Source organism: Streptomyces sp. NPDC006372 (assembly GCF_040612515.1).
Lineage (GTDB): Bacteria > Actinomycetota > Actinomycetes > Streptomycetales > Streptomycetaceae > Streptomyces.
Genome location: NZ_JBEXQJ010000017.1, coordinates 141,005 through 166,824, shown reverse-complemented (window position 1 = coordinate 166,824; position 25,820 = coordinate 141,005). Strand labels below are relative to the sequence as shown.

At 71.4% G+C, this 25,820-nt stretch carries 19 protein-coding genes; 5 read left to right on the top strand and 14 right to left on the bottom strand.

Translation table 11 applies throughout. The features are described 5' to 3' along the window. Positions 1–37: 37 nt before the first annotated feature. From infB to rimP, 4 genes are all read right to left on the bottom strand, one after another. Positions 38–3,109: a translation initiation factor IF-2 gene (gene infB / locus ABZ016_RS24490; RefSeq protein ID WP_356918795.1), complete on the bottom strand. Its 3,072-nt coding sequence runs from the start codon at positions 3,107–3,109 to the stop codon at positions 38–40. Positions 3,110–3,255: 146 nt separating this feature from the next. Further along, positions 3,256–3,552 (bottom strand): YlxR family protein, encoded by a 297-nt coding sequence (locus ABZ016_RS24485; RefSeq protein WP_356918794.1) that lies wholly within the window; start codon positions 3,550–3,552, stop codon positions 3,256–3,258. Positions 3,553–3,654: 102 nt separating this feature from the next. Then, the gene (gene nusA / locus ABZ016_RS24480) at positions 3,655–4,665 is read right to left on the bottom strand and encodes a transcription termination factor NusA (RefSeq protein ID WP_356918793.1); all 1,011 of its coding nucleotides are present in this window, start codon (positions 4,663–4,665) and stop codon (positions 3,655–3,657) included. Between the two features lie 2 nt (positions 4,666–4,667). Further along, positions 4,668–5,177, bottom strand: a complete 510-nt coding sequence (gene rimP, locus ABZ016_RS24475; RefSeq protein ID WP_356918792.1) for a ribosome maturation factor RimP — start codon at positions 5,175–5,177, stop codon at positions 4,668–4,670. Between the two features lie 206 nt (positions 5,178–5,383). Between rimP and ABZ016_RS24470 the strand changes: the two genes are divergently transcribed. Genes ABZ016_RS24470 through ABZ016_RS24460 form a run of 3 tightly spaced genes read left to right on the top strand, consistent with a single transcriptional unit; the run spans position 5,384 to position 7,374 of the window. Next, positions 5,384–5,950: a hypothetical protein gene (locus tag ABZ016_RS24470; RefSeq protein ID WP_356918791.1), complete on the top strand. Its 567-nt coding sequence runs from the start codon at positions 5,384–5,386 to the stop codon at positions 5,948–5,950. Next, positions 5,947–6,411 carry a ferritin-like domain-containing protein gene (locus ABZ016_RS24465; RefSeq protein WP_356918790.1) on the top strand — a complete coding sequence of 155 codons (465 nt, stop codon included), beginning with the start codon at positions 5,947–5,949 and terminating at the stop codon, positions 6,409–6,411. Before ABZ016_RS24470 ends, ABZ016_RS24465 begins: the two co-directional genes overlap by 4 nt. 51 nt (positions 6,412–6,462) lie before the next feature. Further along, positions 6,463–7,374, top strand: a complete 912-nt coding sequence (locus tag ABZ016_RS24460) for an aminoglycoside phosphotransferase family protein (RefSeq protein WP_356918789.1) — start codon at positions 6,463–6,465, stop codon at positions 7,372–7,374. A gap of 391 nt (positions 7,375–7,765) precedes the next feature. Here ABZ016_RS24460 and ABZ016_RS24455 read toward each other — a convergent pair whose 3' ends face one another. The 7 genes from ABZ016_RS24455 to ABZ016_RS24425 all read right to left on the bottom strand — a co-directional run bounded on the left by ABZ016_RS24455 (position 7,766) and on the right by ABZ016_RS24425 (position 17,153). Then, positions 7,766–9,466, bottom strand: a complete 1,701-nt coding sequence (locus ABZ016_RS24455) for a proline--tRNA ligase (protein WP_356918788.1) — start codon at positions 9,464–9,466, stop codon at positions 7,766–7,768. A gap of 72 nt (positions 9,467–9,538) precedes the next feature. Then, positions 9,539–10,069, bottom strand: a complete 531-nt coding sequence (locus tag ABZ016_RS24450; RefSeq protein WP_356918787.1) for a GNAT family N-acetyltransferase — start codon at positions 10,067–10,069, stop codon at positions 9,539–9,541. A 91-nt stretch (positions 10,070–10,160) separates the two neighbouring features. Continuing rightward, on the bottom strand, positions 10,161–11,009 hold the full coding sequence (locus ABZ016_RS24445) for a GNAT family N-acetyltransferase (RefSeq protein ID WP_356918786.1): 849 nt from the start codon (positions 11,007–11,009) through the stop codon (positions 10,161–10,163). Between the two features lie 184 nt (positions 11,010–11,193). Continuing rightward, on the bottom strand, positions 11,194–12,351 hold the full coding sequence (gene ispG, locus ABZ016_RS24440) for a flavodoxin-dependent (E)-4-hydroxy-3-methylbut-2-enyl-diphosphate synthase (RefSeq protein ID WP_356918785.1): 1,158 nt from the start codon (positions 12,349–12,351) through the stop codon (positions 11,194–11,196). Positions 12,352–12,555: 204 nt separating this feature from the next. Beyond that, positions 12,556–13,848, bottom strand: coding sequence for a site-2 protease family protein (locus ABZ016_RS24435; protein ID WP_356918800.1), 1,293 nt, complete (start codon positions 13,846–13,848; stop codon positions 12,556–12,558). Between the two features lie 8 nt (positions 13,849–13,856). Further along, positions 13,857–15,113, bottom strand: coding sequence for a 1-deoxy-D-xylulose-5-phosphate reductoisomerase (dxr, locus tag ABZ016_RS24430; RefSeq protein WP_356918784.1), 1,257 nt, complete (start codon positions 15,111–15,113; stop codon positions 13,857–13,859). Between the two features lie 99 nt (positions 15,114–15,212). Further along, positions 15,213–17,153, bottom strand: coding sequence for an acyl-CoA dehydrogenase family protein (locus tag ABZ016_RS24425; RefSeq protein WP_356918783.1), 1,941 nt, complete (start codon positions 17,151–17,153; stop codon positions 15,213–15,215). 333 nt (positions 17,154–17,486) lie between these two features. Between ABZ016_RS24425 and ABZ016_RS24420 the strand changes: the two genes are divergently transcribed. Together ABZ016_RS24420 and ABZ016_RS24415 are read left to right on the top strand one after the other, a co-directional pair. Then, positions 17,487–18,500 (top strand): LacI family DNA-binding transcriptional regulator, encoded by a 1,014-nt coding sequence (locus tag ABZ016_RS24420; protein WP_356918782.1) that lies wholly within the window; start codon positions 17,487–17,489, stop codon positions 18,498–18,500. 112 nt (positions 18,501–18,612) lie between these two features. Continuing rightward, the gene (locus ABZ016_RS24415; protein ID WP_356918781.1) at positions 18,613–20,655 is read left to right on the top strand and encodes a glycoside hydrolase family 31 protein; all 2,043 of its coding nucleotides are present in this window, start codon (positions 18,613–18,615) and stop codon (positions 20,653–20,655) included. Between the two features lie 52 nt (positions 20,656–20,707). On the opposite strand, the gene ABZ016_RS24410 is transcribed toward ABZ016_RS24415, so the two are convergent. The 3 genes from ABZ016_RS24410 to ABZ016_RS24400 all read right to left on the bottom strand — a co-directional run bounded on the left by ABZ016_RS24410 (position 20,708) and on the right by ABZ016_RS24400 (position 25,710). Next, entirely contained in the window at positions 20,708–21,436 is a 729-nt protein-coding gene (locus ABZ016_RS24410) for a hypothetical protein (RefSeq protein WP_356918780.1), read from the bottom strand. Between the two features lie 102 nt (positions 21,437–21,538). Continuing rightward, entirely contained in the window at positions 21,539–23,518 is a 1,980-nt protein-coding gene (locus tag ABZ016_RS24405; RefSeq protein WP_356918779.1) for a beta-galactosidase, read from the bottom strand. Next, positions 23,515–25,710 (bottom strand): 1,4-beta-glucanase, encoded by a 2,196-nt coding sequence (locus ABZ016_RS24400; RefSeq protein WP_356918778.1) that lies wholly within the window; start codon positions 25,708–25,710, stop codon positions 23,515–23,517. Before ABZ016_RS24400 ends, ABZ016_RS24405 begins: the two co-directional genes overlap by 4 nt. Between the last annotated feature and the right edge of the window lie 110 nt (positions 25,711–25,820).

Sequence of the window (25,820 nt, the reverse complement as noted above, 5' to 3'; positions counted from 1 at the left end):
CGGTGGGTGCCGCGTCGGCCGACCGGGGAACCGTGGGTTACACCCGCGGCTTCTCGCGCATCTCGTACGTCGCGATGACGTCGTCGACCTTGATGTCGTTGAAGTTGCCGAGGTTGATACCGCCCTCGAACCCTTCGCGGATCTCGGTGACGTCGTCCTTGAAGCGACGCAGGCCCTCGATGTTGAGGTTCTCCGCGACGACCTTGCCGTCGCGCAGCAGGCGGGCCTTGGTGTTCCGCCTGACCTCGCCGGAGCGGATGAGAACACCCGCGATGTTGCCCAGCTTGGACGACTTGAAGACCTCGCGGATCTCCGCCGTACCGAGCTCGACCTCCTCGAACTCCGGCTTGAGCATGCCCTTGAGGGCCGCCTCGATCTCCTCGATCGCCTGGTAGATGACCGAGTAGTACCGGACGTCGACACCCTCGCGCTCGGCCATCTGCTGCGCACGCCCGGCGGCGCGCACGTTGAAGCCGATGACGATGGCGTCGGAGCCCATGGCCAGGTCGATGTCGGACTCCGTGACCGCACCGACACCACGGTGCAGGACGCGGATGTCGACCTCTTCGCCGACGTCCAGCTGGAGCAGCGAGGACTCGAGCGCCTCGACGGATCCGGAAGCGTCACCCTTGATGATCAGGTTCAGCTGCTGGACCTCGCCGGCCTTCAGCACCTTGTCCAGGTCCTCCAGCGACACGCGGCGCGTGCGCTTGGCGAACGCGGCGTTGCGCTCACGGGCGGCGCGCTTCTCGGCGATCTGACGGGCCGTACGGTCCTCGTCCACCACCAGGAAGTTGTCGCCCGCACCCGGGACGTTGGTCAGGCCGAGGACCTGAACCGGCGTCGACGGGCCGGCCTCGGCCACGCTGTTGCCGTTGTCGTCGTGCATCGCCCGGACTCGGCCGTACGCGTCGCCGACCACCATGGTGTCGCCGACCCGCAGCGTGCCGCGCTGGACGAGGACCGTCGACACGGCGCCACGGCCGCGGTCGAGGCGGGACTCGATCGAGATGCCCTGCGCGTCCTGGTTCGGGTTGGCCCGCAGGTCGAGCGAGGCGTCGGCCGTGAGGATCACGGCCTCCAGCAGGGAGTCGATGTGCAGACCCTGCTTGGCGGAGATGTCGACGAACATCGTGTCGCCGCCGTACTCCTCGGCCACCAGGCCGTACTCGGTCAGCTGACCGCGCACCTTGGTCGGGTCGGCGCCCTCGACGTCGATCTTGTTGACCGCGACGACGATCGGGACCTCGGCCGCCTTGGCGTGGTTGAGCGCCTCGACCGTCTGCGGCATGACGCCGTCGTTGGCCGCGACGACCAGGATCGCGATGTCCGTCGACCGCGCACCACGGGCACGCATGGCGGTGAACGCCTCGTGACCCGGGGTGTCGATGAAGGTGATCTTGCGCTCTTCTTCGTTGACCTCGGTCGCGACCTGGTAGGCACCGATGTGCTGGGTGATGCCGCCGGCCTCGCCCGCGATGACGTTCGTCTTGCGGATGGCGTCGAGGAGCCGGGTCTTACCGTGGTCGACGTGACCCATGACGGTGACGACCGGCGGGCGGACCATCAGGTCCTCCTCGTCGCCCTCGTCCTCGCCGAACTCGATGTCGAAGGACTCGAGGAGCTCGCGGTCCTCCTCCTCCGGGCTGACGATCTGAACCGTGTAGTTCATCTCGTCGGCGAGGAGCTGCAGCGTCTCGTCGGAGACGGACTGCGTGGCCGTGACCATCTCGCCGAGGTTCATCATGACCGCGACGAGCGACGCCGGGTTGGCGTTGATCTTCTCAGCGAAGTCGGTGAGCGAGGCACCGCGCGACAGGCGAACGGTCTCGCCGTTGCCGCGAGGCAGCATCACACCGCCGACCGACGGGGCCTGCATGGCCTCGTACTCCTGGCGCCTCTGCCGCTTCGACTTGCGGCCACGACGCGCGGGACCGCCGGGACGGCCGAACGCACCCTGCGTGCCACCACGGCCACCGGGACCGCCGGGACGACCGCCGAAGCCGGGACGGCCACCGCCGCCACCGAAGCCGCCGCCACCGCCGGGACGACCGGCGAAACCGCCGCCGCCACCCGGACGACCGGCGCCACCGCCGCCTCCGGGACGGCCGGCGAAGCCGCCGCCACCGGGACGACCGCCACCGCCGGGACGACCCGCACCACCCGGACCACGACCGCCGCCACCAGGGCCGGGACGCGGACCGGCAGCGGGACGCTGCGGCATCATGCCGGGGTTCGGACGAGGACCGGCGGAACCGCCGCCGGGACGCGGGCCGCCGCCCTGCGGACGCGGCATCGAACCCGGGTTCGGACGGTTGCCGCCCGGAGCCTGCGGACGCGGACCGCCACCCTGGGCGCCGGGCGCCTGGGGACGGGGACCGCCGCCGCCGGGACCACCGGGGCCGGGACGGCCACCCTGCGGACGGGGCGCCTGCGGGCGCGCCATACCGGTGGAGCCACCCGAGGTGAAGGGGTTGTTACCGGGACGCGGACCGGCCGGACGACCGCCCTGACGCGGCGCCGGGGCGCCGGGACGCGGGCCCTGGCCACCAGGACGCTGGCCCTGACCGCCACGGTCCTGGCCCGGACCGCCGGAGGGACGGCCACCGGGCTTGGGGGCACCGGGACGCGCGCCGGGCTTCGGCGCGGCCGGAGACGGCGTCGAGGGCGGCGCCTGGAACTCGGGCGCGGCCGGAGCCGGACGCGGCGCGGGCTTGGGGCCCGGCGTCGGACGCGGACCCGGAGCCGGCGCGGGCGCCGACGGGGCCGACGGCTGCTGGGCCGCAGGCTTGGGAGTGGGTGCGGCCGGCGGCTTGGGCGCGGCCGGACGTTCCCCCCCTGGCTTAACGCCGTGGGAGGTGCCCCCAGCCTGCGCCGGAGAAGGCGCGGCGGGACGGGGGGCGGCCTTCTTGGGGGCTGCGGGCTTCGCGGCGGACCTGCCGTTGCCACCGCCCTGCTGGAAGGCGTCAGTCAGCTTGCGTACCACGGGCGCTTCGATGGTCGAAGACGCCGAACGGACGAATTCACCGAGCTCCTGGAGCTTGGCCATGACGACCTTGCTCTCGACACCGAACTCCTTGGCGAGTTCGTAGACCCGGACCTTAGCCACTTCGCTCCTTTGAGGTCCGGGTGAAGCCGGACCGTCGCTAGTTCATGGGCGTACTCATCGCGTACTCATCGAGTGCTCATCGCAATCTCGACCTGCTTTCGACTCGCGAGGTACCTAGACCGCACGGGGTTTCGTGCGGCACGTTCTTACCGTGTTGCCTGCTCGGCAACTGTCGTCTGCTCGACGTACCGGCGCAACGCCTTTGTGTCGAGCGCTCCCGGGGCGCGCAGTGCCCTCGTGAACGCCCGGCGGCGTACCGCCTGGTCGAGACAGACCGGGGAGGGGTGTACGTACGCACCCCGGCCGGGCAGCGTACCGCGTGGATCAGGAACGCATGCGTCCTTGATCGCTACGATCCGCAACAGATCGGCCTTGACCGCTCGCTCCCGACACCCCACACAGGTGCGTTCAGGGCATGCGCGGGCGCGCGTCCGGCCAGACACAGTTAAGTCTACCTCCCCGTACGCCCCTCACCCCTTTGGGGCAGGATTCGAACAGTTGCCGCGCCCAAACCTGTCGTGATCTGAACGGCGCGCGGCTTGGATCTATTCCCCGGCCCGCTCCCCGGCCTGTTCCCCGGCCGGTTCCGTGTCCGGGCGGATGTCGATCCGCCAGCCGGTCAGACGGGCGGCGAGGCGGGCGTTCTGCCCCTCCTTGCCGATGGCCAGGGACAGCTGGTAGTCGGGGACCGTGACACGGGCCGACCGGGTCGCCATGTCCACGATCTCCACCTTGGAGACCCGGGCCGGCGACAGCGCGTTCGCCACCATCTCGGCCGGGTCCTCCGACCAGTCGACGATGTCGATCTTCTCACCGTTCAGCTCGCCCATCACGTTGCGCACCCGGCCGCCCATGGGGCCGATGCAGGCGCCCTTGGCGTTCAGGCCGGACCGGGTGGACCGTACGGCGATCTTCGTGCGGTGGCCGGCCTCACGGGCGATCGCGGAGATCTCCACCGACCCGTCGGCGATCTCCGGCACCTCCAGGGCGAAGAGCTTCTTCACCAGGTTGGGGTGCGTCCGGGAGAGCGTCACGGACGGGCCACGGACACCCTTGGCCACCCGGACGACGTACGACCGCAGCCGCATGCCGTGCCCGTACGTCTCGCCCGGCACCTGCTCCTGCACCGGCAGGATGGCCTCGAGCTTGCCGATGTCCACGAGCACGTTCTTCGGATCGCGGCCCTGCTGGACCACGCCGGTGACGATGTCGCCCTCACGGCCGGCGTACTCGCCGAGCGTCGCGTCGTCCTCGGCGTCGCGCAGGCGCTGCAGGATGACCTGCTTGGCCGTGGTGGCGGCGATACGGCCGAACCCGGTGGGGGTGTCGTCGAACTCGCGGGCCTCCTGGCCCTCCTCGAGGTCGTCGGGGTCCTCCTTCGCCCACACGGTCACATGGCCGGTCTCCCGGTTGAGCTCCACGCGCGCGTGACGGCGGCTTCCCTCGGTGCGGTGATAGGCGATGAGGAGGGCCGATTCGATCGCCTCGACCAGCAGGTCGAAGGAGATCTCCTTCTCCCGAACCAAGCCCCGCAGGGCGCTCATGTCGATGTCCACGGCTACGCCTCCTCTTCCTTCTTGTTGTCCTTGTTGTCCTTGCGGGCGAACTCGACCTGGACGCGCGCCCGGACGATGTCGTCGAAGGCGAGTCTGCGCGCGGTGGCCTTGCGCCCCTTCACCCCGGGCACCTCGGTGTCGACGCCCTCGTCGTCGACCTTCAGGATCCTGGCGACCAGCTCGCCGCCCTCGGCCAGCTGGAACTTCACCAGCCGGTCCGTGGCGCGGACGTAGTGCCGCTGTTCGGTGAGGAGGCGCTCCGCGCCCGGGGTGCCGACCTCGAGGGTGTACTCCCCCTCGCCCATCGCGTCCGTCTCGTCGAGCTTCGCCGAGAGCGCGCGGCTCACATCGGCGATCCGGTCCAGGTCGGCGCCCGTGTCCGAGTCGACGACGACGCGCAGCACACGCTTGCGTCCGACGGAGTCCACCTCGATCTCCTCGAGATCCAGGCCCTGGGAGCTGACGAGCGGTTCCAGTAGCTCTCGCAGCCTCTCGCTCTGGGTGGTGCTCATCCGGGTGACTCCTCGGCCGCGTGTGCTGTTGTGGGATGGGGCGCGTGTCTGGTCAAAGGGTATCCGGTCGCGGGGGGTGTTGCCGTCCACCCGGTGACGAACGGTGCCGCTGAGTGGTCCCGGGCCGGAGCCCGGGTACCGTGATCACGGGCGTGCAGCCCTGAGAGTCGCTTCCTTCTCGTTCGAGCACCCTGAGGACGTCTGACGTGCCGTTCCCCTCATCTCCGCGCGCCCGTTCGGGGCCGCGCAGAAGGAGTCTGCTCGCCGTCGGCTCGACGGCACTCGCCCTGGCGGGCTGCACCGCCGGATCCGAGGACCCCGGTGGCGGAAGCGACGGCCGGTCGGCCGCCGAACGCCGGGCACGCGCGCGTGCGGCGCGGGACAGCGAGGGGCTGGTGGAGCGGTACGACGCGGTGATCGCCGCCCGTCCGGCGCTGGCGGGGCTGCTGCGGCCGCTGCGTGAGGAGGCCGCGCGGCATGCGCGCGTCTTCGGAGAGGACCGCCGGAAGGCGCCGTCCTCCACAGCCCCCTCTGCCTCTTCTGCCCCGTCCTCCCCTTCCGCTTCTCCCGCTTCTCCCGCTTCCTCTTCGGCCGCTGCCGTGCCGGGGAACGACAAGGACGCACTCGCGGTGCTGGCTGCGGCGGAGCGGGAGCTGGCCGACCGGCGGGCCAGGACGCTGCTCGACGTGCCGGGCGAGCTGGCGCGGCTGCTGGCCTCGGTGTCGGCGGCCGGGGCGGCCCATGTGTATCTGCTGACGGAGGGTGGCGCGTGAGCCAGGCGAAGGACCGGGAGCTGCGGGCCCTCCAGGCGGCGCTGGCGGCCGAGCACGCCGCGGTGTACGGATACGGCGTCGTCGGCGGGCGGATCGGTGACAGGCGGCGCGCCGAGGCACGGACGGCGTACGACGCGCACCGGGCGCGCCGGGATGCGCTGGTGCGTGAGGTCAAGGACCTGGGGGGCAGGCCCGTCGCGGCGTCCGCCGGGTACGCGCTGCCGTTCCCGGTGCCGGACGCGGCGGCGGCCGTGCGGTTCGCCGCCGAACTGGAGGACCGGGTGGCCGGGGTGTACTCGGACCTGGTGCGCGCGGCGGGCGGCCCGCGGCGGGCCCTGGCCGCCGCGGCGCTGCGGGAGGCGGCGGTGCGGGCGGTGCGCTGGCGCGGCGAGAGCGTAGCCTTCCCTGGGCTCGTCGAGCGGGCGGACACGGCTCCGCCTCGGGCGGCGCCGACGGCGTGACGCGCAGGGGCGGGCACGCACCGCGGACAGCACGAAGGGAACGACTCGCGCATGGTTTTCGAACCGCCGACGCGTCTGGTCAGGGCGCTCGGTGAGACGACCCCCGACGGTGACGGCTGGCTGGAGAAGCTGCCCGAGACGGCGGGGCAGGCCGTCGCGCTGCGCGAGTTGACCGTGGAGCGGGTGCAGGTGCCCGGCGGGCGCAGCAGCCTGGTCGTGCTGGTGCGCAGGGCCGACGGGACGCCCGCCGTGCTCAAGCTGGCGCCGGGCCGGGCCCGGCCCGGGGCGGAACGGGCCGCACTCGCGCACTGGGGCGGGCGGGGCGCTGTTCAGCTGCTGGAGCCTCCCCGGCCTTCCCCGTCGGCCGAGGGGGTGCTGTTGCTGGAGCGGCTGCATCCGGATGTGTCGGTGCGGTCGCTGCCGGAGGCGAAGGCGCTGCTGGAGGCGGCGGGGACGTTGCGGCGGCTGTGGGTCGAGCCGCCCGCCGACTTCCCCTTCGAGACCGTGGCCGAGCGGACCGGGCGTCAGGCCGAGGCCATGCGGGCGAGCGCGCGGGCCGACTCGGAGGTGGCCCAGCTCGTCGACCTTGCGCTCGGGGCACGTACGGAGCTGCTGGCCGCGCCGCCCGACCACCGGCTGCTGCACGGCACGTTCCGGCAGAGCAAGGTGTTGTCCGGGGAACGTATGCCGTGGCTCGCCGTGGGCCCCGACCCGGTGGTCGGCGAGCCGGCGTTCGACCTGGCCCGCCTGGTCCGTGACCGGGTGGAGGACCTGATCGCCCAGCCGTCCGGTGCCGCGACGACCCGGCGGCGGGTCAAACGGCTCGCGGAGTCGCTCGACGTGGACCAGGAACGGCTGCGGGGGTGGACGCTGTTCCGGGCCGTGGAGTCGGGCGTGCGGGCTCGACGGGTAGGGCGGCCGCGGGACGCGGAGCTGCTCCTGGAGTTCGCGAGCTGGCTCTGAGCGCTGCGGCCGGGGTGGCACTCACGCGCGGACCGGTACGGGACACGGGCCTGGGGCCGCCGCGCGGGAGAGACCTGCCCGGGGAACGGGCCGGGCCCGCGCGGTAGCGGCCCCGGGGGCCACGCATGCGTGAGCCGGTCGCGCTCGGGCGCTATGGGCTCCTACGCCATCGCACCGCGGGCTGGACGCGCCCCGACGGCGACCCCCGAACACCACACCGGGGGCCGGACGCGCCCCGACGGCCCGCGCGGACCCCACACCGGGAGCCGGAGGGAGGGTCCCGTGACAGCCGCCCTCACCACCCCGCGAGCGGGACAGGTCCGCGGGACGGGCACCCCGCCTCACACCGACGGCCGGGCAAGCCGGGGTCCGCGGCAGCGTCCCCGCAGGGCTACGCCGTGAGGCGGGCGACGGCCTCCTCGATCGTCAGTTCCTCGCGCTCGCCGGTGCGGCGGTCCTTCAGTTCCAGCACGCCGTCGGCCGCGCGCCGCCCGGCCACCAGGATCTGCGGGACGCCGATCAGCTCGGAGTCGGTGAACTTGACGCCCGGGGAGACACCGGCCCGGTCGTCGACCAGGACGCGGACACCGGCCGCGGCCAGCTTCCCGGAGATGTCGAGGGCCAGTTCGGTCTGGAGGGCCTTGCCGGCGGCGACCACGTGGACGTCGGCCGGGGCGACCTCCTTGGGCCAGCACAGTCCCTTGTCGTCGGCGCTCTGCTCGGCCAGGGCGGCCACCGCGCGGGAGACGCCGATGCCGTAGGAGCCCATGGTGACGCGGACCGGCTTGCCGTTCTGGCCGAGGACGTCGAGCTTGAGGGCGTCGGCGTACTTGCGGCCCAGCTGGAAGATGTGGCCGATCTCGATGGCCCGGTCGAGCACGAGGCCGGTGCCGCACTTCGGGCAGGGGTCGCCCTCCTGCACGACCACGACGTCGACGTACCGGTCGACCTCGAAGTCACGGCCCGCGACGACGTTCTTGGTGTGCGTGCCCGGCTTGTTGGCGCCGGTGATCCACGCCGTGCCGGGTGCCACGCGCGGGTCGGCGATGTACGTGACCTTGTCCAGGCCCTGCGGTCCGACGTAGCCGCGGACCAGGTCGGGGCGGGCCGCGAAGTCGGTCTCGGTGACCAGCTCGACGGTGGCCGGGGCGAAGTGCGCCTCGACCTTGTCCATGTCGACCTCGCGGTCGCCGGGGACGCCGACGGCGACGATCTCGCCGTCGACCTTCACGAGGAGGTTCTTCAGCGTGGCCGAGGCCGGGACGCCGAGGTGGGCGGCGAGGGTCTCGATGGTCGGGGTGTCGGGGGTCGGGATGTCCTCGGCGGCCGGCACGCCGGAGGCGTCGACGGGCTTCAGCTCGTAGGTGATCGCCTCGGTGTTGGCCGCGAAGTCGCAGTTCGGGCAGTCGGCGAAGGTGTCCTCGCCGGCCTCGGCGGGGGCGAGGAACTCCTCGGACTTGGACCCGCCCATGGCGCCCGCGGTCGCCGCGCAGATGCGGTAGTCGAGGCCGAGGCGCGCGAAGATCTTCTGGTAGGCCTCGCGGTGCAGGGCGTAGGACTTGGCGAGGCCCTCGTCCTCGGTGTCGAAGGAGTAGGAGTCCTTCATGAGGAACTCGCGGCCGCGCAGGATGCCGGCGCGGGGGCGGGCCTCGTCACGGTACTTGTTCTGGATCTGGTAGAGGATCACCGGCAGGTCCTTGTAGGAGGACGCCTGGTCCTTCACCAGCAGGGTGAAGATCTCCTCGTGGGTGGGGCCGAGGAGGTAGTCGCCGCCCTTGCGGTCCTGGAGGCGGAACAGCTCGGGGCCGTACTCCTCCCAGCGGCCGGTGGCCTCGTAGGGCTCGCGCGGCAGGATGGCGGGGAGCAGGACCTCCTGGGCGCCGACGGCGTCCATCTCCTCGCGGACGATCCGCTCGACGTTGGCCAGAACCTTCTTGCCGAGGGGCAGCCAGCTCCAGATGCCGGCGGCGGTACGGCGGACGTACCCGGCGCGGACGAGGAGCTTGTGGCTGAGGACCTCGGCGTCCGCCGGGTCGTCGCGCAACGTCTTCGCCAACAACTGGGACATGCGCTGGACCGGTGCGTTCGCCATGGTTCTTCTGCTCCTGCTACGTGTGGGTGATGGCAGGAGGTTAGCCGGGGGGCGGGGGGCGGTGGAAATCCGTTAACGGCGCAGCAGCGGGAGCGGAGCGCCCATCACGGCGTACGGCTTCGGGGCGCTCGGGAAGAGGACCTGGCGGGCGAGGTCCTGGTAGCCGAGGGAGCGGTAGAGGGCGCGGGCGGGGCTCTCGGTGTCGATCGCGGAGAGGATCGAACGGGGTTCGGCGGCGCCGTCGGTGATCGTGGTGATCAGGGAGCGGCCGATGCCGCGGTTCTGGTGGCCGGGGTGGACGTGGAGTTCGGTGATCACGAAGGAGTCGTCCAGCCAGTCGTCGTGGCGGTTGGCTCTGAGGTACGGCTCCACGACGGTGGACCACCAGTGGGTGCGGTCGTTGGGCATGCCGTAGACGAATCCGACGAGGTTGCCGCCGGCGGTGGCGCCGAGGGCCCTCGCCCCCGGGTAGGTCATGTGGCGGAGGACGATCTGGCGGCGGACTGCGACTTCGTCGGGGCCGAGACCGAAGGCTACGGCTTGGACGGCCAGGGCCTCGTCGACGTGGGCGGGGAGGTCGAGTGGGCCGATCACGAGGTCCATGCGGGGAGCCTACAGGGGGCCCCAGTTCGTTGCCGGGCGCGGGATCAATGTGGCTGATCGCGCAGTTCCCCGCGCCCCTTCGGGGGGCGTTTCAGAACAGCACGCTCATGAACGCCCCGACCTCTTGGAAGCCCACCCTCTGGTACGCCCTGCGGGCCGCTGTGTTGAAGTCGTTGACGTACAGGCTGGCGACCGGGGCGACGTCGGCCAGGGCGTAGCGCAGCACGGCCGCCATACCGGGGGCGGCCAGGCCCGTGCCGCGGTACTCGGGGGCCACCCATACGCCCTGGATCTGGCAGGCGCGGTCCGTCGCGGCGCCGATCTCGGCCTTGAAGACGACTTTGCCGTCCGCGTCGAAGCGGGCGAAGGCCCGGCCGGAGCCGACGAGTTCGGCGACCCGGGCCTGGTAGAGGAGGCCGCCGTCACCGGCCAGTGGGGAGACGCCGACCTCTTCGGTGAACATGGCGACGCACGCCGGCATGATCTTCTCCAGCTCGTCCTTGCGGACGCGGCGGAGGTAGGGGTCGGGGGCGACGGCGTCCGGCAGCCGGTCGGCGACCATGAGCGGCTGGTGACGGCGGACTTCGCGGGCCGGGCCCCACTGGGGTTCCAGCAGCCGCCACAGGTCGGCGGTGGACTCGGCGGGGCCGACGATGGAGGAACAGCGGCGGCCGGCCCGGCGGGCGCGGTCGGCGAAGGCGCGCACGGCGCGCTCAGTGGCGCAGATCGGGACGAGGTTGGCACCGGCGTAGCACAGGGACGTCAGCATGCCGTCCTCGTACCAGCCCCACATTTCTCCGCCGAGCCGCCACGGGTCGAGACCGGCGATCTGCACCCGCGACGCCACGAAGGCGTTCGCGACCGGCTCGCGGTCGAGTATGGCGAGCGCGGCGTCCAGGTCGCCCGGTTCGAGGACCCGGGAGGTGGTCTGCGTCAACACGTGCGGGGCCTCACACACTGGGGTCGGCTGATCCCCGCACTATAGCTGCGCTGTTTGTGCGGGGCGCCTCGGAGCTCGGGCGTACTGGCCGGCGGGCGACTGCGGATGGTCTGTGGCTGATCGCGCAGTTCCCCGCGCCCCAAAAAACGCCCGCCGCCGCCCATGGCGTGGAAAAGGCGAAGGCTCAGCCCGCCACCGCGACCGAAGGTTCGCCCGAGGTCACGCCGTCCTTCTCCATCTGCTCGGCCAGCTTCATGGCCTCCTCGATGAGGGTCTCCACGATCTTCGACTCGGGGACGGTCTTGATGACCTCGCCCTTGACGAAGATCTGGCCCTTGCCGTTGCCGGAGGCGACGCCGAGGTCGGCCTCGCGGGCCTCGCCGGGGCCGTTGACGACGCAGCCCATGACGGCGACGCGGAGGGGGACGTCCATGCCGGTGAGGCCGGCGGTGACCTCTTCGGCGAGCTTGTAGACGTCGACCTGGGCGCGGCCGCAGGAGGGGCAGGAGACGATCTCGAGGCCGCGCTCCTTGAGGTTCAGGGACTCCAGGATCTGGATGCCGACCTTGACCTCCTCCGCGGGGGGCGCGGAGAGGGAGACGCGGATGGTGTCGCCGATGCCCTGGGAGAGGAGCGCGCCGAAGGCGACCGCCGACTTGATCGTGCCCTGGAAGGCCGGGCCCGCCTCCGTCACGCCGAGGTGCAGCGGGTAGTCGCACTGCGCGGCGAGCTGCTTGTAGGCCTCGATCATCACGACCGGGTCGTTGTGCTTGACGGAGATCTTGATGTCCCGGAAGTCGTGCTCCTCGAAGAGGGACGCCTCCCACAGGGCCGACTCGACCAGGGCCTCGGGGGTGGCCTTGCCGTACTTCTGGAGGAGGCGCCGGTCGAGGGAGCCGGCGTTGACGCCGATGCGGATCGGGGTGCCGTGGTCGCGGGCCGCCTTGGCGATCTCCTTGACCTTGTCGTCGAACTGCTTGATGTTGCCCGGGTTGACCCGGACCGCGGCGCAGCCCGCCTCGATCGCGGCGAAGACGTACTTGGGCTGGAAGTGGATGTCGGCGATGACCGGGATCTGCGACTTGCGGGCGATGGTCGCGAGGGCGTCGGCGTCGTCCTGCGTCGGGCAGGCGACGCGGACGATCTGGCAGCCGGAGGCGGTGAGTTCGGCGATCTGCTGGAGGGTCGCGCCGATGTCGGAGGTGCGGGTCGTCGTCATCGACTGCACCGAGACGGGGGCGTCTCCGCCGACCGCCACGGGCCCGACCTGGATCTGCCGGCTCTTCCGGCGCTCGGCGAGCTTGGTCGGTACGGACGGCATGCCGAGAGAAATCGCAGTCATCTGCTGTGCAACCCCAAGTCGTGGATCAAGGTCCGGTCCCGTGAGCAGCGGGCTCCGAGCTCCGAGATTACGGCACGTGCCTCGGCCCGGGCACATCCCGCCCGCATTCCCACCCAAGGGGAGGCGGCCCGGCACTCCCCCGCTCTCGGCTTCGCTCGAGCGGGGGGACCCCCATGGTGCCGGGCCGCCTCGGACTCCTTGTGACTAGGAGATTCTCACCGGGTTCACCACGTCCGCGATCAGCACCAGGATCGTGAAGCAGATGAAGATCCCGGCGACCACGTACGCCACCGGCATGAGCTTCGCCACGTCGAAGGGGCCCGGGTCCGGCCGGCGCAGCACCTTGGCGATGTTGCGGCGCAGCGACTCCCACAGGGCGCCCGCGATGTGGCCGCCGTCGAGCGGCAGCAGCGGGAGCATGTTGAAGAGGAACAGGGAGAGGTTGAAGCCGGCGACCAGCATGAGGGCCATGGCCAGCTGCTGGGTCGGCGGGATGTCCAGCGTGAAGATCTCGCCGCCGACGCGGGCCGCGCCGACCACGCCCATCGGGGAGTCGGCCTCGCGCGGGGCGCCGTCGAAGGCCGCGTTCCACAGGGCCGGGATCTTGCCGGGGAGGTCGGCGAGGGAGTCGACGGCATCGCCGATCCGGTCTCCCATCCAGGTCACGGACTCGCCGAAGTCCTGCTTGACCACGCCCGTGGCGGCGCTGAAGCCGAGGAAGCCGGCCTGGACGTACTGGCCCTGGACGATCTGTCCGCCGGAGTCCTTCTTGGCGACCTGGTTGGTGGCGATCTTCGCGTGCAGGGTGACGTCCTGGCCCTTGCGCTCGACGACGATCGGCACCTCCTTGCCGGGGGTGGCGCGGATGAGGTCGGACAGCTTGTTCCAGTCGTCGGTCTTCACGCCGTCGAAGGAGACGATCTTGTCGCCCGCCTTGAGGCCGGCGGCCGCGGCCGGGGAGGGCGCGTCGCCCTTCTCGCACTTGTCGCGGTTCTCGCTCTGGGCGATGACGCACTGGGAGACCGAGCTGACCGTGTTGGTCTGCTGGGTGATGCCGAAGCCCATCAGGATGCTGAGGAACAGGGCCACGGCCAGGACCAGGTTCATGAAGGGGCCCGCGAACATCACGATCACGCGCTTCCAGGGCGCGCGCGTGTAGAACATGCGTTTCTCGTCGCCCGGCCCGAGTTCCTCGTAGGCGGCGGAACGGGCGTCCTCGATCATGCCGCGCCATGGTGAGGTGGAGCGGGCCTCCAGCCGGCCGTCGGGGCCGGGCGGGAACATGCCGATCATGCGGATGTAGCCGCCGAACGGGATGGCCTTGACGCCGTACTCGGTCTCACCCTTCTTGCGTGACCAGATCGTCGGGCCGAAGCCGACCATGTACTGCGGCACGCGGATGCCGAACAGCTTGGCGAACGACAGGTGTCCCAGCTCGTGCCACGCGATCGAGAACAGCAGGCCGACCGCGAAGAGGACTATGCCGAGGATGAACATCAGGGTCGTCATGCACGGGCCTCCGCCGTCTGTGCCGCCAGTTCCCGGGCCCGGGTCCGCGCCCAGGTCTCCGCTTCGAGGACGTCCGACACGGTGAGTGAGGTTCCCGAGCGTGGGGTGCCGTGCTCGTGCACGACCCGCGTGACGGTGTCCATGATTCCGTTGAAGGGCAGTGCCCCCCGGCGGAACGCCTCCACGCACTCCTCGTTGGCCGCATTGAACACCGCCGGGGCGGTGCCCGCGAGCTCGCCGACGTGCCGGGCGAGGTTCACCGACGGGAAGGCCTCGTTGTCGAGCGGGAAGAACTCCCAGGTCGTGGCCTTGCTCCAGTCGAAGGCGGGCGCCGCGTCGGGCACGCGCTCGGGCCAGCCGATGCCGATGGCGATGGGCCCGCTCATGTCGGGCGGGGTCGCCTGGGCCAGTGTCGATCCATCCGTGAACTCAACCATCGAGTGGACATACGACTGGGGATGCACGACCACCTCAATGCGGTCGAAGGGAATGTCGTAGAGGAGGTGCGCCTCGATGACCTCCAGGCCCTTGTTGACGAGGGTCGCGGAGTTGATCGTGATGACCGGCCCCATGGCCCAGGTGGGGTGGGCGAGGGCGTCCTCGACGGTCACGCTCGCGAGTTCGGCCTTGGTGCGTCCGCGGAAGGGGCCGCCGGAGGCGGTGACGACCAGCTTGCGGACGTCGGCGCGGGTGCCGGCGGCCAGGGCCTGGAAGAGGGCGGCGTGCTCGGAGTCGACCGGGATGATCTGCCCGGGCTTGGCGAGGGCCTTGACCAGCGGGCCGCCCACGATGAGCGATTCCTTGTTGGCGAGCGCGAGGGTGCGGCCCGCCTCCAGGGCGGCCAGGGTCGGGGCGAGGCCGATGGAGCCCGTGATGCCGTTCAGGACGGTGTGGCAGTCGGACGCCGCCAGCTGGGTGGCCGCCTCCGGGCCGGCGAGGATCTCGGGGAGCGGCTCGCCCGTGCCGTACTGCGCGGTGAGCGCTTCGCGCAGGGCCGGTACGACGTCCTCGCGGGCGACCGCCACCGTGCCCGCCCGCAGCCGGTAGGCCTGCTCGGCGAGGAGGGCGACCCGGCCGCCGTTGGCGGACAGGCCGGTGACCCGGAAGCGGTCGGGGTTGCGCAGCACGAGGTCGATGGCCTGGGTGCCGATGGACCCGGTGGAGCCGAGGATCACCACGTCCTTCGGGCCGTCGCCCGCCAGTGGGTCGTAGACGAGGTGCGGGTCGGCGAGTGGGGCTGGACTGTCGCTCATCCCTCCATTGTTGCCGTAAGCATCGTGTGTGCGGACAGCGCATCCCCTTCGTGGGGGGGGGCGCGCGCCGGATCGGCTCGCGCCCCCATGGAGGCCGGGTTATCGGATCGGCCGGTGCACGTTCTCCCGCTGGGACGGTCCCGGCGTCGCGTCCGCGATCCAGGGGCCGTCGCCCGACGGGTCGACGATGCCCTGCTCCAGCCACTCGTAGGTGCCGGAGAGGACGCCCTTGACGACCTTGCGGTCGAGGTCGTCGGTGTTGGCCCACAGGCGGTTGAAGAGTTCCTCGATGCGGATCCGGGCCTGGCGGCAGAAGACGTCGGCGAGCTGGTAGGCCTCGCGTCCGTGGTCGCCCTGGCTGCGCAGGAGTTCGGCACGGACACAGGCCGCGCTCATGGCGAACAGCTCGGCCCCGATGTCGACGATCCGGCCGAGGAAGCCCTGCTTGGACTCCATCCGGCCCTGCCAGCGGGACATGCCGTAGAAGGTGGAGCGGGCCAGCTTGCGGGCGGTGCGTTCGACGTAGCGCAGGTGCCCGGAGAGGTCCACGCCGTGTTTGAACTGGCCGTAGGAGGTGGGGAGCTGGCCGGGCCCCGCGACCAGTTTGGGGAGCCACTTGGCGTAGAAGGCGCCCGCGTTCGCGCCGGCCTTGGCCTTGTCGCCCAGGGACTTCCCCGGGTCGATGAGGTCCCCCGCGACCGTCAGGTGGGCGTCGACGGCCTCGCGGGCGATGAGGAGGTGCATGATCTCGGTGGAGCCCTCGAAGATGCGGTTGATGCGCAGGTCGCGCAGCAGCTGCTCGGCGGGGACCCCGCGCTCGCCGCGGGCCCGGAGGGAATCGGCGGTCTCGAAGCCGCGGCCGCCGCGGATCTGGACGAGCTCGTCGGCCATCGTCCAGGCCATCTCGGAGGCGTACAGCTTGGCCAGGGCGCCTTCGATGCGGATGTCGTTGCGGTCCTCGTCGGCCATCTGCGAGGCCAGGTCCGTCACGGCCTCCAGGGCGAAGGTGGTGGCGGCGATGAAGGAGATCTTGGAGCCGACCGCCTCGTGGTGCGCGACGGGCTTGCCCCACTGCTCGCGGGCGGCCGACCACTCCCGGGCGATCTTCAGGCACCACTTGCCGGCCGCGACGCACGAGGCGGGCAGGGAGAGCCGCCCGGTGTTCAGCGTGGTCAGGGCGATCTTCAGGCCCTGGCCTTCCTCACCGACGCGGTTGGCGGCGGGGACGCGGACCTGGTGGAAGCGGGTGACGCCGTTCTCGATGCCCCGCAGGCCCATGAAGGCGTTGCGGTTCTCGACGGTGACCCCGGGTGAGTTGGTCTCCACGACGAAGGCGGTGATGCCGCCCCGGTGGCCCTCGCTCTTCGGCACCCGGGCCATGACGACCAGCAGGTCGGCGACGACACCGTTGGTGGTCCACAGCTTCACCCCGTCGAGGACGTAGTCGTCCCCGTCGGGCACGGCGGTGGTGGCGAGACGGGCCGGGTCGGAGCCGACGTCGGGCTCGGTGAGCAGGAAGGCGCTGATGTCCGTGCGGGCGCAGCGCGGCAGGAAGCGCTCCTTCTGCTCCTGGGTGCCGAACAGCTTCAGCGGCTGCGGCACCCCGATCGACTGGTGCGCGGAGAGCAGCACGCCGATCGCGGGGCTGGCGGAGCCCACCAGCCCGAGGGCCTTGTTGTAGTACACCTGCCCGAGGCCGAGCCCGCCGTACTTGGTGTCGATCTTCATGCCGAAGGCGCCGAGCTCCTTCAGCCCGTCGATCACCTCGTCGGGGATCCGGGCCTCGCGCTCGATGAGGGCCCCGTCGACCTTGGTCTCGACGAAGTCGCGGAGTTTGGCGAGGAACTCCTCGCCGCGCTGGGCCGCCTCGTCGGCAGGGAGGGGGTGGGGGTGGATGAGGTCGAGCCGGAAGCGGCCGAGGAACAGCTCCTTGGCGAAGCTGGGCTTGCGCCAGTGCTGTTCCCGGGCGGCCTCCGCCACCTCACGTGCCTCCCGCTCGGTGACGGCGGGACGGGATGAGGGAGTGGTGGAAGCGGACATGAGGGTCACCTCGCCGCATCTAGGTTTATTGAGGACTGTACGTTACCGACCAGTGCTACTGGATCGTTGGTACCCGAAACCGGACGCCCCCACCAGTCCTCGCGCGTCCGTTCGGCCGAAGGGACGGGGTGCGTCCGGACTTGTCGGGCGTCTGACGGCGGTGTTGCATCGCAGGGCCGATCCGGAGCGCGCCACCCCTTGCGGAAATAGGTATCGAAGCGCTTCGACAACCTATGGACACCCACTCCCGCTGGAGCTACTGTCGAACCACCCTCACCCGCCCGCATCAGCAACGCGCATTGTCGAAGCGCTTCACAAAGCTTGGAGAGCTGGATGGTCACCCTCGCCGAGGTCGCCCAGCACGCCGGAGTCTCGGCGAGCACGGTGAGCTATGTCCTCAGCGGCAAGCGGTCCATCTCCGCGAACACCCGGCAGCGGGTCGAGCAGAGCATCCGCGAGCTCGGGTACCACCCGAACGCCGGGGCCCGTGCCCTGGCCAGCAGCAGGTCCAACATCATCGCGCTGATGGTCCCGCTGCGCACGGACATGTACGTGCCCGTGATGATGGAGATCGCCATCGCGGTGGCGACCTCCGCCCGCACGCACGGGTACGACGTGCTGCTGCTCACCGGTGAGGAGGGGCCCGACGCGGTGCGCCGTGTCGCGGGCAGCGGGCTCGCCGACGGGATGATCCTGATGGACGTCGAACTCGACGACGAGCGGCTGCCGTTGCTGCGTGCGACGGACCAGCCGTCCGTGCTGATCGGGCTGCCCGCCGACACCACCGGTCTGACCTGCGTCGATCTGGACTTCAGGGCGACGGGGGCGCTGTGTGTGGAGCACCTCGCGAAGCAGGGGCACCAGGACATCGCCGTCATCGGGGAGGCCCCGGCCGTCTACGAACGCCACACCGGCTTCGCCGAGCGCACCCTCGACGGGCTCCGGTCCCGTTCGCGGGAGCTGGGCGTGCGGCTGCTGCACCGGCCGTGCGAGGGCGGGTACGACGCGATGGCGGTGACCCTCGCCCGGATCCTCGACGAACGCCCGGACACCTCGGGGATCATCGTGCAGAACGAGTCGGCGGTCGAGCCGCTGCTCGCGCTGCTGCGGCAGCAGGGCCGGGCCGTGCCGGAGGACGTGTCGGTGGTCGCGATCTGCCCCGACCAGGTCGCGACGCAGGCCTCGGTGCGGCTCACCTCGGTCGCCCTCCCCGCGCAGGAGATGGGCCGGCACGCCGTGGAACACCTGGTCGCCAAGCTGGCGGGGCGCGGCAGCGACGAGGTCGTGCTGATCGCGCCCGAGCTGACGGTCCGGGCCAGCACGGGACCGGCGCCCAGCCGGTCCTGACCCCCGCACCCCCTCCCCTCCCGTCCTTTTTCACCCCGTCCTTCTCGAACACCGCCCTCCTCCCAGGGCACCCCCATGTCTGCACTCCTCCAGGAGCACAGGAGCCCGCCACGTGAATCAGCCTGCTGAAACCCAGCCCCAGGTGAGCCTGGCGCAGTCCTCCCCCACCGTCGGCACGTTCCGCGAGCGGGACGGCGCGCTGGAGTGGAGCGGTCGCCAGGAGACCGTACGGATCGAGCCGTGGGGTCCGGACGCGGTCCGGGTACGGGCCCGGCTCGGCGGCCCGGTGCTCGACGGGCTCCCGGGCGCGCTCCTCGACGAGGCTCCCGCGACGCCGTCCACCGTGAAGATCGAGGACGGTCGCGGGCAGCTGACCGTCGGAACGCTCACCGTCGAGGTGAACGCCGAGGGCCTGGTCCGCTTCCTGCGGACGGAGGACTCCGCCGAGCTGCTCGCCGAGGACCGCGCCCATTTCTGGTGGCCCGGCTCCCGCCTCTACACGGCCGTCGGCAACGGCCACCACCGCCTGGAGCAGCGCTTCGCCGCGTACGACGACGAGAAGCTGTACGGCCTCGGCCAGCACCAGCACGGGCGCTTCGACCAGAAGGGCCTGGTCCTGGACCTGGTGCAGCGCAACGCCGAGGTCGGCATCCCGGTGCTGACCTCCAGCCGCGGCTACACGCTGCTCTGGAACAACCCGGCGATCGGCCGGGTGGAGCTGGCGCACAACGGCACCCGGTGGGTCGCCGACTCGGCCCGGCAGATCGACTACTGGGTCACGGCGGGCGACCCGGCCGCCGCCCAGCGCCGCTACAGCGCGGTGACCGGCCGGACGCCGATGCTGCCGGAGTGGGCTGCGGGCTTCTGGCAGTGCAAGCTGCGCTACCGCACCCAGGACGAACTCATGGCGGTGGCCCGGGAGTACAAGCGGCGGGGCCTGCCCATCTCCGCGATCGTCTGCGACTTCTTCCACTGGACCCACCTCGGCGAGTGGAAGTTCGACCCGGCGGAGTGGCCGGACCCTGCGGCGATGGTGCGCGAGCTGGAGGAGCTCGGCATCAAGCTGGTGGTGAGCGTCTGGCCCTCGGTGTCGCCGCTGAGCGAGAACCACCCGGTCATGGAGCAGCGCGGGTACTTCATCGGCACCCAGTACGGGCCGATGGCGCACGCCGACTGGCCCGACAAGGAGGTGGCGTCCACGGTCCAGGTCGCCTTCTACGACGCCACCAACCCGGAGGCCCGGGAGTTCGTGTGGTCGAAGGTGAAGGAGAACTACCTCGACCCGTACGGCATCACGGCGTTCTGGCTGGACGCCTGCGAGCCGGAGCTGAAGCCGGGCTTCCAGGAGAACCTGCGCTACTGGGCGGGCCCGGGCCTGGAGGTCGGCAACGCCTACCCGGCGGAGAACGCCCGCACGTTCTACGAGGGCCTCGTCGCCACCGGCGAGGATGAGATCGTCACCCTCAACCGCTCGGCGTGGGCGGGCAGTCAGCGCTACGGGGCCGCCCTGTGGTCCGGCGACATCGGCACCGACTTCCCGACCCTGCGCCGCCAGATCGCGGCCGGACTCAACACGGCCCTGTCGGGCATCCCGTGGTGGAACACCGACATCGGGGGCTTCCACGGCGGCGACCCGGACGACCCGGCGTACCGGGAGGTGATGGTCCGCTGGTTCCAGTTCGGCGCGCTGTCCCCGCTGATGCGGCTGCACGGCTTCCGCGACCCGGGGATGCCGCTGGGCCCGGAGATGACGGGCGGCCCGAACGAGGTGTGGTCGTACGGCGAGGAGGCCGGGGCGATCCTGGAGAAGTACCTGCGGCTGCGCGAGCGTCTGAAGCCGTACGTGCTGGACGTCATGCGCGCGGCCCACGAGGAGGGGCTGCCGGTGATGCGGCCGCTGTTCCTGGAGTTCCCGGCCGACCAGGCGGCCTGGTCGGTCGACGACGCCTACCTCTTCGGCCCGGACCTGCTGGTCGCCCCGGTGCTGACGGCCGGCGCCACCGCCCGTACGGCGTACCTGCCGGCGGGGGCGACCTGGACGGACGCGTGGACGGGCGAGACGTACGAGGGCGGGCAGGCCGTGACGGTCGACGCCCCACTGGACCGGATCCCGCTGTTTCTGCGGGACGGGGCGCGGCTGCCCGTAGCGGAGTAGCCGCGTCGAGGGGTGGCCGGACTGATGGAGGTCTTCCGGCCACCCCTCGCGGTCAGCTGCTGGTGATGCTCATGCTGTTGGCGCGGAAGTCCAGCCCACCGGACGACGAGGTGATCTCGAAGCCGAACTGGACGTCACCGATGGTCTCGTTGCCCATCCACCGCTTGGTGTCCTTGAGCCACTTCAGGACGGGCAGGATCTGCACGGACCCCGAGGTGGAGTCGGAGGTACGCAGGAACGAGAAGACGTCCCAGTACGTGCCGTCGGACCGCTGGGCCCGGCCCTTGTAGACGTCCCAGGTGTGGCCGCCGACCGAGACGCGCTCCTGGTAGCTGCCGAGCGCGCCGACGGCCCCGTTGTAGTTGACCCAGAGCATGATCTCGTAGTCGTGGTCGGTGTCCCAGACGTCGTACGAGGTGTTGTACGAGCCCGAGGACGGGACGGTGACGTTGTAGCTGCTGTTGAGCGACCCGAGCGAGGTGATGGACTTGTTCACCACCTTCTTGGCGTTCGGGTAGGACTTGATGCCCCCGGTGTTGGGGTGGTTGGCGTTGACGCCCCAGTTGGTGCCGGAGTTGGCCCAGATGCACTGGGCGCCGGCGCCGCCGCCCCAGATGTTGTTGTAGAGCGTGTAGCCGTTGAGGCTGGTGTTGCCCCACTGGTCGCAGGAGCTCCAGACGGCGGCGGAGGCGGGGGCGGAGGCGAGTCCGACGGTGACGCCGAGTGCCAGCGCGGGGGCGAGCAGGGCCTTCGTCACCCTGCTCAAGGTGCGTGATGCCATGGTGTCCCTTCCATGGGTGGGGGGATGGGGTGGTACCGCGCCCTCAGGGTGAGGACGTGGTCGTCTCGGTGAGGTCGGCGCCGTGGAGGGGTGCGGTGCCGGTCATGGCCGGAGCACGGCCGTCCCATAGCGGCCGAGGGTGACCCGGTCGGTGACGGCCGTGTCCGTCAGCAGGTCGTGGTGGGTGCCGGGCACCTCGACGGTCACCGGCTCGCGGCCGTGGTTGAGCACGAACAGCAGCTCGCCCCGGCGTACCGCCTCGACCTGCTCGGGGAGGTCGTCGAGCACCGGCCGTACGCCCGCGCCGTCGGCGATCCGGGCCAGCAGGTCGCGCAGCGCCCCGGGCTCCGGGAGCGTGGAGACGTACCAGGCCCGGCCCTTGCGCAGCACGGCGGGCATGCCGTCCAGCTCGCCGCCCTCGTAGCAGGTCGTGTGGTCGGGGTCGGCGGGCTCGATCTCCTCGGACCAGAGCGTGCCGTCGAAGCCCGCGCACGCGACGGTCTCCCCCGTGTCCAGCGGCCACCACTCGTGCAGCGTGCGGATGCCGAACAGCTCCCGCAGCCGGGCATCCATGCCGCCGGGCCGCACCCGGTCGTCCTCGTCGGCGACGCCGGTCAGGAAGCCGCAGACCAGGGTGCCGCCCTGCCGGACGTAGGCGAGGAGGTTGCCGATCGCCGCGTCGGTGAGCAGGTACAGCTGAGGCACGACGACCATCGGGTACGGCGTCAGGTCGTGCTCGGGGTGGGCGAAGTCGGTGGTGAGGTGCGCCTGCCAGAGAGCCCGGTGCCAGGCGCGCAGGACGTCCGGGTAGTCCACCCGGGTGGACGGGCGGCCGTCCTGGGCGCCGGCCCACCAGGCGTCCCAGTCGTGCAGGACGGCGATGTCCGCGGTGATGCGCCGGCCGGTGACCTCCGGGGCGATCCGCGCCAGGTCCGCGCCGAGCCGCTTCACCTCCTGGAAGGTACGGCCCTCCTCCCCCGCGTGACTGACCATGCCGGAGTGGAACTTCTCCGCGCCCTGCCGGGACTGCCGCCACTGGAAGTAGCAGACGGCGTCGGCGCCCCGGGCCACGGCCTGGAGGGACCACAGCCGGTTGAGGCCGCGCGGCTTGGGGTGGTTCACGCCCCGCCAGTTGACCGGCCCGGCGGCCTGCTCCATGAGCATCCACGGACCGCGTGCCTGGGAGCGGGTCATGTCCTGGACGAGCGCGCCGTTCTGGGCGCCGAGCGGATCACGCGGGTCGGGATAGAGGTCGACGGAGACGACGTCCTCCTCCGCGGCCCAGCGCCAGGCGTCCTGCCCGGACCACAGCGGCATGAAGTTGCTGGTGACCGGGATGTGCGGGGTGTGCCGCCGGACGATGTCCCGTTCGGCGGTGTAACACTCCAGGAGCATGTCGGAGGTGAAGCGCCGGAAGTCCAGGACCTGGGTGGGGTTGCGCAGGTAGTGGGGCAGGCGGGGCGGCAGGATCCCGTCCCAGGTGTCGTAGCCCTGGCTCCAGAAGGCGGTGCCCCAGGCCTCGTTGAGGGCGTCGAGCGTGCCGTACTTCTCGCGCAGCCACCGCCGGAAGGCGGCCGCGGCCTCGTCGCCGTGGTCGTAGGTGCAGTACTCGTTGTTGATGTGCCACATCGTCAGGGCCGGGTGGCCGCCGTAGCGGGCGGCCAGGTCCTCGGTGATGGCGGCGGCGTAACGCCGGTAGGTGGCGCTGGAGTGCGAGAAGTGCTGGCGGCCGCCCCACCACTCGGTGCGGCCGTCCTCGGTGACGGGCAGGGTGTCGGGGTGCAGCCGGCCCATCCAGGGCGGGGGCGAGGAGGTCGGGGTGGCGAGGACGACGCCGATGCCGTTCTCGTGCATCAGGTCCATCAGCGTGTCCAGCCAGCCGAACTCCCGGGCCCCGGGCTCCGGTTCGAGCTTCGACCAGGAGAACACCCCGAGGGTGACGGAGTTGACGCCGGCGTCCTTCATGAGCCGGACGTCCTCGTGCCAGGTCTCCTCCGGCCACTGCTCCGGATTGTAGTCACCGCCGAAGAGGAGACGGCCCCGGGTGGCGTCGCTCAGGCCGGGCCGTTTCCTCCCGGTCATCGGGTGGGCTCCCCGTACTGCACGCCGCGTCCGTTGGTCGCGATGTAGACCCGGCCGTACACGCGCGGGTCACCGGCGACGGCGGCGCCGATCCAGCCCCACTGGTGCCGGTCGTCGTTGATCCGCGTCCAGGTCTTCGCCTCGTCGTCGGAGCGGTACACGGCGGTGATGCTCTCGGTGGAGCCGACCATGTAGAGCGCCGGGTATCCGGCGCCTTCGGCGGCCTTGCCGAAGCCGAGGGTGTACGAGGCCCAGCAGCTGCTCACCTTGCTGAAGGTCGCGCCGCCGTCCGTCGAGCGGTACAGACCGTTCCACTTCAAGCTGAGCCAGAGGTCGCCGGAGCGTCCGGGCGCCACGGCCAGCTGGAACTCGCTGTCGCCCGAGTCGAGGCCGGTGGCCCGCGCGGTGAAGGTGCGGCCGCCGTCGGTGCTGGCGTGGAGTGTGCCGGTGGTGGTGTCGAAGGCGTAGAAGCGGGCCGGGTCCTTGGGGTCCGCCACCGGGGTGGCTCCCTTCGGGAAGGAAGCGATCTCGGACCAGGTGGTGCCGTTGTCCGCCGAGCGGTAGCCCGGGTTGGCGGTGCCGAAGGACCAGAGCAGCACGCTGCCGTCGGCGTTGGTGGTGATCGGCCCCGGCTCTGACTTGGCCACGTCCGGCTGGGCCCTGAAGGGCGTCCAGGTCTTCCCGCCGTCGTTCGACCAGGCGCCGTTGCCGTGGTCGCCCCACCCTGCGCGGACGACGTAGGACGGCTTGTCCGCGGCCAGCGCGAGTCCCGTCGACGTGCCGAACACCGGGTTCGACGCCATGCCGCGCGACGGGGAGGCGGTGAGCCGCTCGTGGTACATCACGCCGATGTCCCCCGACCCGCTGATCAGATGCGCCTCCCCGGTCGGGGGCGAGACCAGCTGGCGTACGGACGCCTCCTCCAGGCCGCGGATCTGCGGGGCCCAGTGCTTGAGGTCACGCGTGCCGTACAGGGTCGCGCCGGTGCCGTAGACGACGTGCCCGGAGTCGAACGGGTCGAGGGCCAAGGCCTGGATCCACCAGCCGAACTTGGGCTTGTCGGCGCCCCACTTGAGGTAGGGCGTCTCGGAGACGTCGAAGACGGCCTTGTCCTTCAGGGACGTCCAGGTGCGGCCGCCGTCGGTGGAGCGGTACACGGTGTCGATGTCGGCCCAGCGGTTGTTGGTCGAGACGACGAGCGTGCCGGGGCGGCGGGCGTCGACGGCGGCACCGCCGTAGCCGAAGGTGTCGGCGGAACCGCCGGCCGTCGTGCCGCCCGGCTTCACCGGGGTGACCTCGCTCCACTTCCCGCTGCCGGTGCGCAGCTTGTGCACGCTGCCGTCGGACTGGCCGTTGGGTCCTGGGGCGTCGGCGTACGTCACGTACAGCTCGCGGGTGTGCCGGTCGTAGGCGGCACGGATCGGCACCTTGGCGGCCGTGCCGGTGGGCTGCCCGGGGACGGCCTCCCAGGTCCTGCCGTCGGAGGTGCGGTACAGGTTGGGCTTGCCGGCGGTCCCGTCGGAGTCGCCCCAGCCGGCGTAGACGGTACGCCCCGCCGCGACCAGGAGGGTGATGCCCTGGCCGGTGGCTCCGGGGGTGGCCGGGAAGCTCACGGGCTGCCAGCTCGCGCCCCGGTCGGTCGACCTGAGCAGCCCGTCGTGCCGGGTGCCGAGCCACAGGGTGTCGCTGTCCCTGGGGTCGACGAGCAGCCGTTCCCCGCACCCACGCCCGTCCTCGTTGGCCCCGAGCTTCACGGTGAGGTCGGTCCGCCGCCAGGTGGCGCCCCGGTCCTCGGACCGCAGCACGGCCCCGTTGCCGGCCCAGGACTGCGCGTACGTACCGAGGGCGAGGTACAGCCGGTCCGGGTGGGCCGGGTCGACGGCCATGGCCTCCACGCCGAGCAGATTCCAGTCGTCCCAGCCGATGTGGTCGGTCAGCGGGATCCACCGGTCGGTGCGGTCGTCCCAGCGGTAGGCACCCCCGATGTCGGTCCGGGCGTAGGCGAGCCCCCGCACCGACGGATGGAAGAGCACGCCGGTGACGAACCCCGTACCGCCCTGGACGACATTGCGCCACCGGTACCCGGCCCCCTCGGTGACGGCGGCCTGCGCACGTCCCTGGACGACCGGAAGAACGGCGGCCCCGGCGGTGGCGGCGAGCACAGAACGTCTGCTGAGGCGAAACGCGCGCATGACATACCTCGGTTCTTGCAAAGACGGGGAAGAAAGATGCCCTCTCGGGGGCGCGGGGAACTGCGCGACAAGCCACGACGCAGCCGCGGACGACAATCGAAGGACAGCCC